The following is a 12,827-nucleotide window of genomic DNA, read 5'->3' as shown; positions in this document are numbered from 1 at the left end:
ATTTTAATTTAAACCTAAACTTATAAGGTAATACTCGTTTATTAAAGCACAATACAGACTACTCAACTATGCAAGCAATCATAATCGAAAACCCAGGTGGGCCAGAAGTGCTCCAACTAGAAGAACGGGAAAGCCCGAAACCTCAAGCAAATGAAATTTTAATAAAGGTGAAGGCGGCAGGGGTAAATCGGCCTGATGTCTTCCAACGAATGGGCGGCTATCCCGCACCTGAGGGAGCACCTGATGACATTCCCGGACTGGAAGTGGCCGGAATTATTAAAGAAGTTGGAGATGATGTTCAAGATTGGCAAATTGGAGATAAAGTCTGTGCCTTAGTGGCTGGTGGAGGATATGCTACTGAAGTTGCTGCTCCAGCAGTGCAGTGCTTACCCATACCCAAAGGCTTAAGTTTTATAGAAGCGGCCTCTTTGCCCGAAACCTTTTTCACGGTTTGGTCCAATGTTTTTGATAGAGGGCATTTTCAAAAGGGAGAAAGCTTTTTAGTGCATGGAGGCACTTCAGGTATCGGTGTCGCAGCCATACAAATGGTAAAAAGCATGGGAGGCAGAGTTTTCACTACAGCAGGTACAGATGAAAAATGTAAATTTGCGATGGATTTAGGTGCTGAACTGGCTATTAACTATACAAAGAAGGATTTTCAGGAAGTTATTAAAGACAGCACGGAGGGAGTCGACCTGATTTTAGATATGGTGGGCGGAGATTATACGGCTAAAAATATCAATATTTTGAAGCCAGATGGGAGACTAGTCATTATTAACACTATGAAAGACGCGGAATCTAGCTTCAATATGAAGAAAGTGATGGTGAAAAGACTGACGATTACAGGTTCCACTTTAAGGGCTCGCTCACCAGCTTTTAAAGGGGATATTGCCGAGCAACTGAGGCAACAAATCTGGCCAAAATTAGAGACAGGAGAAATCAAGCCGGTTGTTTATAAAACCTTTCCTTTAGCAGAAGCTTCCAAGGCACATTCACTGATGGAAAGCAGTGAGCATATTGGAAAGATAATTTTAATGCTAGAAGCTTGAATTTGATAAGAAGTTGGTATTTTCAGTAATTATTAAGTGCAATAATAGTAACTTTTCTAAAAGAACTTTTTATAATGAAAGAAAGACTCCTCTCTGCTTTTGAAAACTATTTCGGGAATGTAATTGAAAGAATCCCGGAATTTTCGGTGGGCTTTGCTTTACTACTCTTTTTTATTTTCATTGGTATACTGAGCAGAAAACTCGTCCAAAACAGATTGAGCAATAGGATTAAGGATAAATTGCTTCTCAATTTTATTGGCAGATCAGTGCTATTGCTCTTCATAATAGTAGGAATCGTTTTTTTTCTTAATCAAATAGGTTTGGGGACTGCTGCAAGTGGATTACTGGCAGGTGCCGGTGTTACAGCGCTTATACTAGGTTTTGCTTTTAAGGATTTAGGAGAAAATTTTCTTGCAGGGTTCTTTTTAGCCTTTAGTAGACCCTTCAATATTGGTAATATTATTGAAATCAATAACCACATGGGTCAAGTGCAAGCTATGACGTTTAGAAATACCCATATTAGAACCTTTGATGGAAGAGATATCTTTATTCCCAATGCCCTCATTATTAAAAATCCGCTAATTAATTATACACGCGATGGACTCATGCGCCATGAATTTGTTATAGGGTTGGATTATGGTGTTGATTTAAGTGCTGCTACAGAACTAATATTGACCACACTTAATGCCCAAAAAGATATATCTTCTTCTAAGGAGTTGACGCCATTTGTAATCATTGAGAAATTTGCTTCCAGTACCATTAACCTAAAGATTTATTTCTGGATAAATACCAATGATTTCCTGGGATCGATCACGGTATTAAAGAGCTCTGTTATGAAAGCAGTAGTTGAAGCACTTATAGCTGAAGGGTTTTCTATGCCAGCTGATATTTTGGAGCTTAAAATATATCAGGAGAATAATCCAATACCTATAAACATCAAAAACTTGGATTCATTGGGTGATGATAATGGCAAATCAAAGTAAAAAAATGGATAGTAGTACTATAAGCTCCTGCTGAAAATCATTATGCTTCTGTCTATTTAAGGAATTTTGTCCTCCAAAATCACATTTTAGGTTTGTAACATTCAATCAGCCAATTTCTTAATAGCCTCCCAAACCAGATCAGATTCGTATCCTTTCTGCAATAAATAGCGCACTGCTTTCTGTTTTTTAATGTATTGATTAGATTCTTTTAGCGTTTTCCATTTTTTTTCTAATAAGGAGTTGATGGTGTCTTGATAAGCTTCATTATCAATTTCCTTCATTCCAATCTTTATGCAGTAAGTAGATATTTTCTTTTGCTCGAGGCCCTGTTTAATTTTAAGCCTTCCCCACTTTTTTTGCCTAAAATGACCTCTTACATAGCTTTGTGCAAAGCGCTCTTCATTGATAAAATCTTCTGATATCAACCAGGAGATTACTTCTTCTACTTCATCGCCATGTAAACCCCAGTCATACAGTTTGTCCCTCAGCTGCTGTTGGCTCCTTTCCTGCATAGCGCAATACTTAGCACCTCTTGATTTCCCTTCTTTAACTGTATAGATGAGTTGTTTGGCCATATCGATTTTTAGAATGAGTCAGGTTAACTATTAAAATTCAAGACAAAATTATAAATGCTTATCTAAAACTTCAATCAATGCCTGAATATCATCTGTATCATTATAAACATTAGGGGATATTCGAATACAGTTTCCTCTTGCAGACAAATGAATGTGATGCGCTTTTATGTCGTCCATTAGTTTGTTCAAATCAGTATTCTCAGCTAAGAATAAACCATATAAATGGGCACTTACCATTTGGTCCTCATCTTTTTCAAGCTTTTTTGCTTCAAGGTAGTTCCTCAAGGGTGTCAGCAATTCAAAACAATAGTCTTGAATGTTTCCTGCGCCCCACCCAAGGATTTGTTCTAGTGCTGCCTTAAGCATCGGCAATGCAATGAAATTGCTAAACTCACCCACATTGTAGCGCATTGCTCCATCTCCAAATTCTTCAGGGTAAGTTGTGAGTTTACTAAAATCGTTGCCATCTTTTCTTGTCATCCAAGAAAGCTCAATCGGTTGGCCTTGATTAAATTGCTCGCTGTAAAAAGCTAAGCCGGATGAGTAAGGACCCAATAGCCATTTGTAGGAAGCACATATTAAGGCATCGATATGGAATGCTTTCACATCCATCGGCAAAGCCCCCACTGACTGAGTGCCATCTACTATGAAATAGGTATTGGTAGCTCTGCATTTCTCACCTATCGCTTTCAAATCAAACTTCAAGCCTTCCATCCAATGAATAGAGGACATCACCACCACTGCTGTCTCATTATTAATACTGTCAACAATTTTCTTTGTCCAGCCGTGGGTTCTGCCCTTAATGATGTGTGGAGGTTTGATCACTTTCAATTCTGCTTTGTGATCTTCGCAAAATTTCCTTAGCGTTAAGTGATCGCTCGGAAACTCTTCGCTTACCGTAATCGCATGCTGACCGCTCTGAATCGGCACGTTCCGGATAGCATTCATTAATCCATAAGAAGCAGATGGGATAAGTGCTATTTGTTTAGGGGAAGCATTGATCAACTTTCCGAAAAGCGTTTTAACTTCCTCAGCAGGCTGAAAAAAATCATTTTCTTGAATAGAAGTAGGGTCTGTTTTTCTCATGACTCCTGCAATGCCAGCTTGCTCCACGGCTTTTAAGTTGGGAGACATATACGCACCATTTAGATAATGCATATCTTCAGGAATACTGAAAAGATGTTTTTGGTTTTCCATAACGGAAGTTACTAAAAATGGAAAGAGTTAGTATCAAAAAAGTTTAAATTCAAGCTGAAACTATACGGAATAGTAGTAATCTCTTATCTTCAATTAAAGTTTTTAATCATGCAAACTGAAAAACAGATCGCTACGGAATTTTTAATGATGGTGGGTAAAGGAAAAATAAAAGCCGCCTTTGAAAAATTTGTGGGAGGAAGTTTCAAACATCATAATCCTTATTTCAAAGGAGATGCTAAATCCCTAATGACCGCCATGCTGGAAGATGCACAAAATAATCCCGAAAAAGAACTGAAAATTCTAAGAGCTTTAGCTGATGGGGAACTGGTAGCCGTACATTCTCAGGTGAAACAAAACCAGCAGGATTCAGGCTTTGTATTAGTCCACATTTTTAAATTCAGTGAGCGGAAAATTGTGGAACTATGGGATATAGGTCAGGAAATTCCAGCTGAAATAGTCAATGAAAATGGAATGTTATGATAGCTACACTTTCAAAGCCTCATCTTCTTTCTTCAAACATCGCTTTGCCAAAATCAGCAGCACGATAGCCAGTATAAATAGTAGTCCTGCTATTATGGATATGCTATAAATCCCTTTGTTAAAGTTTTGAAATGCCAGAACAAATAAAGAACTGAGTGTGACAACAAACATGAAAAACATAGGGATGAGTAGAAAACCAGCTTTCTTACCCGACTTAATCATCCATACGGAAACCGCTAATAATGCTAAAGCAGCCAATAGTTGATTAGCAGAACCGAAAATGGGCCAAAGGGTGGTGAATTCCCCGGATAATAGAAATAGAGAAGATAGCAGAACGACTACAGTAGTTGACAAGAACCTATTTTGTGTAAGCTTTTGGACATTTCGATCTTCTGTCTCTTCAAAAAACTCCTGAAAAGTAAAACGTGCTAAGCGAGTGCAAGTATCCAAAGTAGTGAGCGCAAAAGCTGAAATAGTGAGCGCTACAAAATTTACAGCTAGGCTTTCTTCAATGCCTAAAGAAGAAATGACAAAGCCCATTCCATCGGCAAACATATTAACAGGGCCATCAGTTGCTAAACTACTTGCATAATCAGAACGGCTAATCACCATTACTGCGCAAACAGAAATAATGGCCAAGAATGACTCAATTAGCATGCCGCCATAGCCGACCACTTTGGCATCTGTTTCTTTGTTGAGCTGCTTAGATGTTGTGCCTGAAGCCACAAGAGAATGAAAACCGCTGATGGCTCCGCAAGCAACAGTGATGAACAGTACCGGAAACAAATAGCCAATGTCTTCACTTTTAAAAATGATATTGTGGTCCATTTTTACTTCAGGATTAGCTACTACTACACCCACTATCGCCAGTAAAATAAGCCCATACAATAAAAAACTGCTGAGATAATCTCTTGGCTGCAGCAAAACAGCCATAGGCGTGACAGATGCTACAAAAGCATAGGCAAGTAAAAGGACCACCCAAAAACATAAGATAATTCGAAGGGAAGGCTGTTTCCCAATATCACGAAGTAATACATTAAACAAACGCCAATGATTGAAAGCCAAGTAAAACTGGATTTATTATGCGCAAATTTCCTGTTGAAAATGCCGAAAGCCACTGCAAGTGCGATGAATAAGGCAGAAGTTGAGGCTACTCCCGGATTTTTAACAAAGGTTTTAGCAATAATATCTGCAAAAACAGCGATGATAAGAATTAAAGTAGAAAAGCTGAAAATTAGAAAAAGCCTTTTTCCGCTTCTCCCAATATATTGGTGGATGATTACACCTATAGATTTTCCTTTATGGCGCAAGGAAGCCACCATGCTGCCTACATCATGAACAGCTCCAAAGAAAATGCCGCCTATTAAAATCCAAATAACTGCGGGAATCCAGCCAAAAGTGACAGCTATAATGGGGCCTACAATTGGGCCAGCACCCGCAATAGAGGCAAAATGATGACCCAATACTACTAATTTATTAGAGGGAACGTAATCGACTCCATCTGCTTGTAGGTGAGCGGGCGTGGGTTTGTCATTTTTAATTTCAAATTTTTTACTGATGAATCGACCATAGGTGAAATAAGCAACTGTTAAAATAACAGCAGAGAGCAGTAGCAGAAGGGGTAAACTCATATAGATAATATTTATGAATGCTTAACAAAATAATATTAGCAACAAATTTTAAATAATGAAAGTATGTTCGTACTTTTGCCCTGCAAATAATCACAGCTAATTATTTGCATTATGAGCTTAGACACATCCAAATTCGTTTACGAAGCTTTGACATACGATGACGTATTATTGCTTCCTGGATATTCAGACGTTTTACCTAGAGACACTGACACTTCCTCAAAATTAACTAGAAATATTACGCTTAACATTCCCTTGGTTTCCTCTGCTATGGATACGGTAACAGAGCACCATTTAGCCATTGCTATAGCTTTGGAAGGTGGTCTTGGATTCATTCATAAAAACATGACCATTGAGCAGCAAGCAATGGAGGTGAGAAAAGTGAAGCGATCTCAAAGCGGGATGATTTTAGACCCGATCACTTTGCATATCGAGAGCACCGTTGGTGATGCGCTAAAAATCATGAGGGAAAATAAAATCGGTGGTATTCCGGTGGTAGATTCCAGTCAGAAGTTATTGGGCATCGTAACCAATCGTGATCTAAGATTTCAGAAAGACGGCAAAGTATCTGTCGAGAAAGTAATGACGAGCGGGCAATTGATTACCGCTGAAGAAGGCATCAATTTAGAAGGTGCTGAAGGAGTGTTGCAAGAGCATAAAATCGAGAAATTGCCAATCATTAATAAGGCAGGTATTTTGATGGGCTTGATTACTTATAAAGATATCCTGAAGAAAAAAGATAAGCCGAATGCCTGTAAAGATGAATACGGAAGGCTGAGAGTTGGCGCTGCGGTGGGCGTAACAGGAGACATTGAGGAAAGAATCGATGCGCTAGTAAAAGCCGGAGTTGATGTTGTAACAATTGATACGGCACATGGACATAGCAAAGGCGTAATTGACACGGCTGCTCGCATCAAAAAAGCTTATCCTAATTTGGAAATGATTGTCGGCAATATTGCAACACCCGAAGCGGCTATTGCTTTAGTGAAGGCAGGTGCCGATGCGGTGAAAGTAGGAGTGGGTCCTGGAAGTATTTGTACTACTAGGGTTGTTGCTGGAGTTGGTGCCCCGCAATTGTCCGCAGTTTACGAAACCTATAAAGCAATTAAAGACACAGGCGTTCCGATTATAGCCGATGGGGGTATTCGTTTCTCCGGTGACATCGTCAAAGCTTTAGCTGGTGGTGCTGATAGCGTTATGATCGGTTCTCTTTTAGCAGGAACGGAAGAAGCACCTGGAGAGATGATTCTATTTGAAGGAAGAAAATTCAAGTCTTACAGAGGAATGGGTTCCATTGAAGCCATGAATGAGGGAAGTAAAGACCGCTACTTTCAAGATGCGGAAGATGACATCAAAAAATTGGTTCCAGAGGGAATTACCGGAAGAGTGCCATTTAAAGGGTTAGTATCAGAGGTCTTGCACCAGATGATAGGCGGTTTGAAAGCCGGAATGGGCTACTGTGGCGCTGCAAACTTAACGCAGCTGAAAGAAGCTAAATTTGTTAAGATTACGGCTGCAGGTGTGGCAGAAAGCCATCCACATGATGTGCATGTAACCAGAGAAGCACCGAATTATAGTAGAAAATAAGATGCTAGATTTTAGAATCTAGATTCTAGACTGATTCACAAATTATTTACAACCTTGGAATGAGAATTTCAGGGTTTTTTTATTGGCTTTGATTTATTTGATTACGAGAATTCTAAACCTGTCATCTATTGGATAGATACCTTAATTAAAAAGCATGGACAAAGCTATCCCCTTGAGGGGATTATAGGGGTGTATTATTAGAACCTAGCACCCAGCAACTAGGCTTTAAACTCTAATTCTCCATATAATCCTGCCATTTGATAAGGGTAAATTTTCTGACATCCTTATCATCTTTGAAGGAAAGAAAACCAAATTCAAAGCAAAAGAGGTAAACTTGGTTTTTACTATTCTTCCAATAATGGGTGAAAAACTTTGGGTCGAAGCCGTGTTTGTATAACTCCTCTGCACGTACAGTAGCTTTTCCTGCTCGATTATAATTTTTCAATACTCTTCTATTGAGTTTTAATTGTTTATCTATCTTTTTAAATAGGCTACTCTCCTTTTGCTTATTTCGCTCATAATGGTAGCTCGATTTACAATAAGGGGTGCAGAATTTCTTCCCTGCTCGACCTTCTAACTCCTTCCCGCAGTTTAAACATGTTTTCATTTCCGTAGATTTTAACGTTTATTAAACGTTTAAATCTACGGATACATTTTCATTTATATAAATTTTTGTCGGTGTTTGTGAAAAAACAAGCTATGGCCTTCGAAAAACAAATAACGCTCAAGCACTTATTAATTAATAATGAAAAGAAGATAGGGATTCAATTCTATCCTGACAAGGTTATTCAGGCTTTAATTAAAACACTATCAGGTGTCAAATGGAGTGAAAAATACCAAATGGTGTACCTACCAAATACACAACAGAATTTTTATACTGTAATAAAGACATTTAAAGGTGTGGCCTGGGTAAATATGAAGTATTTCGCGCGGAACAAACCGGTCAACACGTATGGAGAAGGGTTAAAAATTGACGACTTAAGACAGAAATACCCTAAAATACCCGAAGTATACTTTCAAAAATTAGAACTGAAAAGGTATGCATTAAAAACAGCAGAGAATTATACAGCTTGCTTTGACCGTTTTAGAAGGCACTTTCCTACTAGGAAACTAATGAGCATAGATGAAACAGATATTAAAAACTACCTAAAAGGATTAGCTCAAAGAAAGTACTCTGATTCATTCGTTAACTTATCCATAAACAGCATAAAGTTTTATTATGAAGTAGTTGAAGGAATGCCAAATCGCTTTTATGACATAGAACGCCCCATGAAAACTGAACGCCTCCCTGAAATTTTGAGCAAAGAGGAAGTATTAACAATGATTAATAAAACATATAATATCAAACATCAATGCATCATCAGCTTATTGTATTCTTCAGGACTAAGAAGAGGTGAATTATTAAATTTAAAGTTAAGCGACTTAGATAGTAAGCGAATGACAATCAGAGTAAATCAAGGAAAAGGTAAAAAGGATAGATTTAGTATACTAAGTGAAAAACTACTTTTGAAACTGCGTTTATACTATATACAGTATAAGCCAATTCACTATTTGTTTGAAGGGAAAAAAGGACAGCCATATAGCGGGAGTAGTGTTCGGCAAATAGTTGCCAAAGCTGCCAAAAATGCCAATATTAATAAGGCTGTCAGACCCCACATGCTACGACATTCTTTTGCAACTCATTTACTTGAGGCTGGAACTGACCTACGTCACATTCAACTTCTATTAGGCCATAATTCAACAAAAACCACAGAAATTTATACACACGTAGCTACCGATACTTTTAAAAGAATTAAAAATCCACTAGATTGCGGGTGAAACTACAAGAGATATAGTGACAGCTTTTATGTCACTATCGAAATGTTGGCGGCAAGGTAGGGCAGTTGAGCAATTAAATTGATAAATTATGAAAAAAGCAGTCAAAAGAATTTTTGCAGGTACATTATTAATGGGATTGGTTAGCATTTCAGGACTGGCAACCATTATTTTCTTTCCAGAGCCGTTGTTTGCCAACAAGATCGAACACAAACAATTTAATGTTTATTCCAACGAAAAAATTGACGATAAAATCAAATCACTATTGGACGATGCATTAAACCTTATAAAGGAATCTGAACTTTATGACGAAGGATACAAATATGACATCTTTCTAGCTAACAAGTCATTCTTTAATAATATAGACGGCAAATTTTTGGGACATGGCCCCTCTGCAAGAGCCACCGATAATAATATTATAATTAAGGTGGAAGTTGATATACAAAGGAACTTGTTCTTCCCAACATTTTATCAAAAATGTGAAGGGAATTTAACCTATTTGATTGCTCATGAAATTGTTCATTGCCTACAGGACTACGAGTACGGTAAGTGGAAATTCAATCCATTTAGACATCCCGAATTCTGGAAGTTAGAAGGCTATCCTGAATATGTTTCAAGGCGGGAAATGCTTTTAGATAGAGATTACAGCTTGACTAAAGAGATTGATAGGTACATTGACCTTGAGAGCAAATCAGCAGACATTTGGATAGCCATTGATGAAGGCGGATGTAAAGCCCCCAACTACTATTACAAATCAAGACTTATGACAGAGTATTTGATTGATATCAAGAGTTTTTCATATGACATGATAATTTCAGACACGTCATCAGAGAATGCAATTTATGCTGAAATGTTGAACTGGAGAGAATCGATAAATAGATAAAAGCGTAATAAAAAGAGCCAGCCGCCAACATCAAATATAGCTTATGGCGGGAGAAACGGTAAAAGAAAATTCTGTACATTTAATTAACTTTGGTGCGAGCAGAGAGGAAACCACTTCGAAAACCGCCACCAAGCCATATTCTTAGCGTTGGCAGTAATAAAATGAAAGAGCATTTCAAAATTGAATTAGATTTAGCTAAAAACATTCCCTTTGTACTTGATGCAGTCATTGAAATCGGAATTGGAATAGTGTTATTGGTAAGGTCTACGACTGTAGATTCAATGTATTATCTTGGAGTTGGACTTGTGATTTTCGGACTAACTCAATTGATTAGGAAGCTTAAGACATTCCACTTAACAGACAGTGACTTGATTATAAAGCGACCACTATTACCGTTTCCCATAGCTGAAGCAAGATTTCCTATTTCTTCAATTAAAGAAATTCGTTTTAATAATATTAAAGGTCGTTTTGGTGGTCCACATTTGACGGTAATCTCAAGTTTAAAAAATGATGATTTTCGAATTGAAACCAAGACAAAGAATATTGACCTTTTTGAAATAGAATTAAAGCGACTCAATATAAAGACTGAAAGAAATGGATTATGAAGTAAAATACTACTGCCAACATTCTGTCATAAATCATGGCTGTTAGTAGGTTATTGTTCCTTCAGTTCTTCCTAGAAAGCCCGTCAATCCGCAGGATTGACTTATTGTTGAAAATTAATTTAATAAGCCAATCCTGCGGATTGCCTCGGTAGTTAACTGAAATTTTTATACTTTTAATCAGCCACGAATTTATACAGTGGCGTTGTGGTTAATTAGAGCATATGAAAATCAGACTAATAGCACTGATAATTATTGGATTCCTATTCATATTAGGGGAGAGATACTATTTTGGTTCGTCAGCGCATGACCGAAAATTCACAAACATCGAGTTAGCAGAAGGACACGGTTTTAAGATAGCCCCTGAGCATCTTACTGCGGTCCAAACTGACTCGCTCGAGGCAATTCAAGCAAATGCAAGCAAAATTGAAATCGTAGGTTCTGGCTACACAGGATATGACTTCTACATGTGGCATAAACCAACAGAAAAGGGAGAGTTATACATTAAAGCCTTTGAACTGACTACTAATGAGAGGCTATCCTCAGAAGAACTTACCGAGAGGACAATGCATTCCATCGTTGAATTTTCATCAAAGTATCAAATGTACAAAGGACAATCAGTTATTTATGAGGGGACGTTTGAAAAATATTATCCAGCAAGATTTGAGCTTTGGTTCAAATCTTCTGAGAATGGAACAGAGCAAAAACTGACCGAAAAGACATATCTAATTGACGGCTGGGACAGATAAAAAAACCACAACATTCTGTATAAATCATGGCTGTTCTGTAGGTTATTCTTACTTCCGCTCTTTGTAGATAGCCCAGCAATCCGCAGGATTGCCTTATTGGTAAAAGTTAATTTAATAAGCCAATCCTGCGGATTGCCTCGGTAGTTAACGCAAATTTTTATACTTTTAATCAGCCACGAATTTATACAGTGGCGTTAGCTGTAACCACTCTACGAAACAATGGATAATTTAAACGGCAAATGGATCGGTCAATATGTTCAGCAGACTGGAATGGACAATCAAGAAGACCTAAATATTGACTCTTTTGAATTTGAGCTTATTGAAACTGAGGGAGAAGTTAAAGGCAAGTCAATCGATCTGGACTTAGAAAATGAACCTGGAACTATTAATGGATTTTATGAAAATGGAATCCTTAGTTTTATTAAGAAATATCACCGTTTAGTTTTCCAAGACGAGGACGGAAATATAGTTGCGGACGATAATTCAGAATCAGTAGAAATTAACTACATCGCAACCTATGATGAGGAGGAGAAAGCTTTTGTCGGAACATGGGAAATCCATTTAGACGAACAGCAAAAAGGCTATCAAGAAGAGTATGTTGACCAGTACGATAGCGGAGATTTCTACATGCGGAAAATAGCAGATTAAAGCATACAGCTAACATCACATAAAACCAATTTGCTCAGCACCTTGTAGCACACTCAGCAGTAACTAGCCAGCAATTTATGCTTTCACTTTGTGGCATCTTCATCAACGGGCGGACTGGACATTGTAGGGCTCAAAAGCTGTTAAAGTAATTCAATCAACTCAACTATTTGCCATCAGCGGGCGGACCTTATTTTACCGACCCACTGGACCTGCCGTATTTGGACAGTACCACTTTAATCAACATTCTGCCTTGGTGGAAACCACATAAATTGCTTAGTTTAGCTTTTCATAGCTTACATAGGCAAACAGGTTTTATGTAGGCGTTGTATTTAATTCCTTTCTTAAAATTATTCTGCTAGGCAGTTGGCAGAAAGAGGGCATAAAAAGCGGATTGATTAGCCTTGAAAAGGCCTAAGTTTTGCGGGCGAGCCGTGGAAGCAGCGTGCTTCTAAACGGTAGAGACCGTTAAAAAACTTAGAGTGAAGTTAGCCGATTCCAGCCATAAAGTCAAGGAATTCAGAGGCTAATGAAAAAGCAATCGCTTTTATCAGGGGTGGATTTAGGCTTTCTACCGGCATGACAACGGAATACATAGCCCCAGCTATATACCATTAAGTCATGACTCCAACTG

The 12,827-nt window shown here is 38.0% G+C and carries 12 protein-coding genes and 1 pseudogene; 9 read left to right on the top strand and 4 right to left on the bottom strand.

Going from position 1 to position 12,827, the window contains the following annotated elements:
- Positions 1–68: 68 nt before the first annotated feature.
- On the top strand, positions 69–1,049 hold the full coding sequence (locus B9Y84_RS18625) for an NAD(P)H-quinone oxidoreductase (protein ID WP_085518915.1): 981 nt from the start codon (positions 69–71) through the stop codon (positions 1,047–1,049).
- A gap of 74 nt (positions 1,050–1,123) precedes the next feature.
- Positions 1,124–2,032 (top strand): mechanosensitive ion channel family protein, encoded by a 909-nt coding sequence (locus tag B9Y84_RS18620; RefSeq protein WP_085518914.1) that lies wholly within the window; start codon positions 1,124–1,126, stop codon positions 2,030–2,032.
- A gap of 101 nt (positions 2,033–2,133) precedes the next feature.
- Here the strand turns inward: B9Y84_RS18620 and B9Y84_RS18615 are convergent, their stop codons facing one another.
- Positions 2,134–2,607 (bottom strand): regulatory protein RecX, encoded by a 474-nt coding sequence (locus B9Y84_RS18615; RefSeq protein ID WP_085518913.1) that lies wholly within the window; start codon positions 2,605–2,607, stop codon positions 2,134–2,136.
- Between the two features lie 48 nt (positions 2,608–2,655).
- Positions 2,656–3,804, bottom strand: coding sequence for an aminotransferase class V-fold PLP-dependent enzyme (locus tag B9Y84_RS18610; protein WP_085518912.1), 1,149 nt, complete (start codon positions 3,802–3,804; stop codon positions 2,656–2,658).
- Positions 3,805–3,912: 108 nt separating this feature from the next.
- Here B9Y84_RS18610 and B9Y84_RS18605 point away from each other — a divergent pair, with 108 nt between their 5' ends.
- Complete coding sequence (locus B9Y84_RS18605; protein ID WP_085518911.1) at positions 3,913–4,284, top strand: nuclear transport factor 2 family protein; 372 nt, start codon at positions 3,913–3,915, stop codon at positions 4,282–4,284.
- Positions 4,285–4,287: 3 nt separating this feature from the next.
- Here the strand turns inward: B9Y84_RS18605 and B9Y84_RS18600 are convergent.
- A pseudogene (locus B9Y84_RS18600) lies at positions 4,288–5,915 on the bottom strand (carbon starvation CstA family protein).
- A gap of 111 nt (positions 5,916–6,026) precedes the next feature.
- Here B9Y84_RS18600 and guaB point away from each other — a divergent pair.
- Positions 6,027–7,499 (top strand): IMP dehydrogenase, encoded by a 1,473-nt coding sequence (guaB, locus tag B9Y84_RS18595; protein WP_085518910.1) that lies wholly within the window; start codon positions 6,027–6,029, stop codon positions 7,497–7,499.
- Between the two features lie 232 nt (positions 7,500–7,731).
- On the opposite strand, the gene B9Y84_RS18590 is transcribed toward guaB, so the two are convergent.
- Positions 7,732–8,106, bottom strand: coding sequence for a hypothetical protein (locus B9Y84_RS18590; RefSeq protein WP_085518909.1), 375 nt, complete (start codon positions 8,104–8,106; stop codon positions 7,732–7,734).
- 77 nt (positions 8,107–8,183) lie between these two features.
- Here B9Y84_RS18590 and B9Y84_RS18585 point away from each other — a divergent pair, with 77 nt between their 5' ends.
- From B9Y84_RS18585 to B9Y84_RS18565, 5 genes are all read left to right on the top strand, one after another.
- Positions 8,184–9,317, top strand: coding sequence for a tyrosine-type recombinase/integrase (locus B9Y84_RS18585; RefSeq protein ID WP_245830888.1), 1,134 nt, complete (start codon positions 8,184–8,186; stop codon positions 9,315–9,317).
- A gap of 88 nt (positions 9,318–9,405) precedes the next feature.
- On the top strand, positions 9,406–10,197 hold the full coding sequence (locus tag B9Y84_RS18580) for a hypothetical protein (protein ID WP_085518908.1): 792 nt from the start codon (positions 9,406–9,408) through the stop codon (positions 10,195–10,197).
- Between the two features lie 161 nt (positions 10,198–10,358).
- Complete coding sequence (locus B9Y84_RS18575) at positions 10,359–10,802, top strand: hypothetical protein (protein WP_085518907.1); 444 nt, start codon at positions 10,359–10,361, stop codon at positions 10,800–10,802.
- 221 nt (positions 10,803–11,023) lie between these two features.
- Positions 11,024–11,548, top strand: a complete 525-nt coding sequence (locus B9Y84_RS18570; protein WP_085518906.1) for a hypothetical protein — start codon at positions 11,024–11,026, stop codon at positions 11,546–11,548.
- A gap of 219 nt (positions 11,549–11,767) precedes the next feature.
- Positions 11,768–12,196 (top strand): hypothetical protein, encoded by a 429-nt coding sequence (locus B9Y84_RS18565; RefSeq protein WP_085518905.1) that lies wholly within the window; start codon positions 11,768–11,770, stop codon positions 12,194–12,196.
- Positions 12,197–12,827 lie beyond the last annotated feature (631 nt).

Origin of the sequence: Marivirga sericea, from assembly GCF_900177665.1 — a bacterium.
Lineage (GTDB): Bacteria > Bacteroidota > Bacteroidia > Cytophagales > Cyclobacteriaceae > Marivirga > Marivirga sericea.
This window is presented reverse-complemented; position numbering and strand designations above follow the sequence as displayed.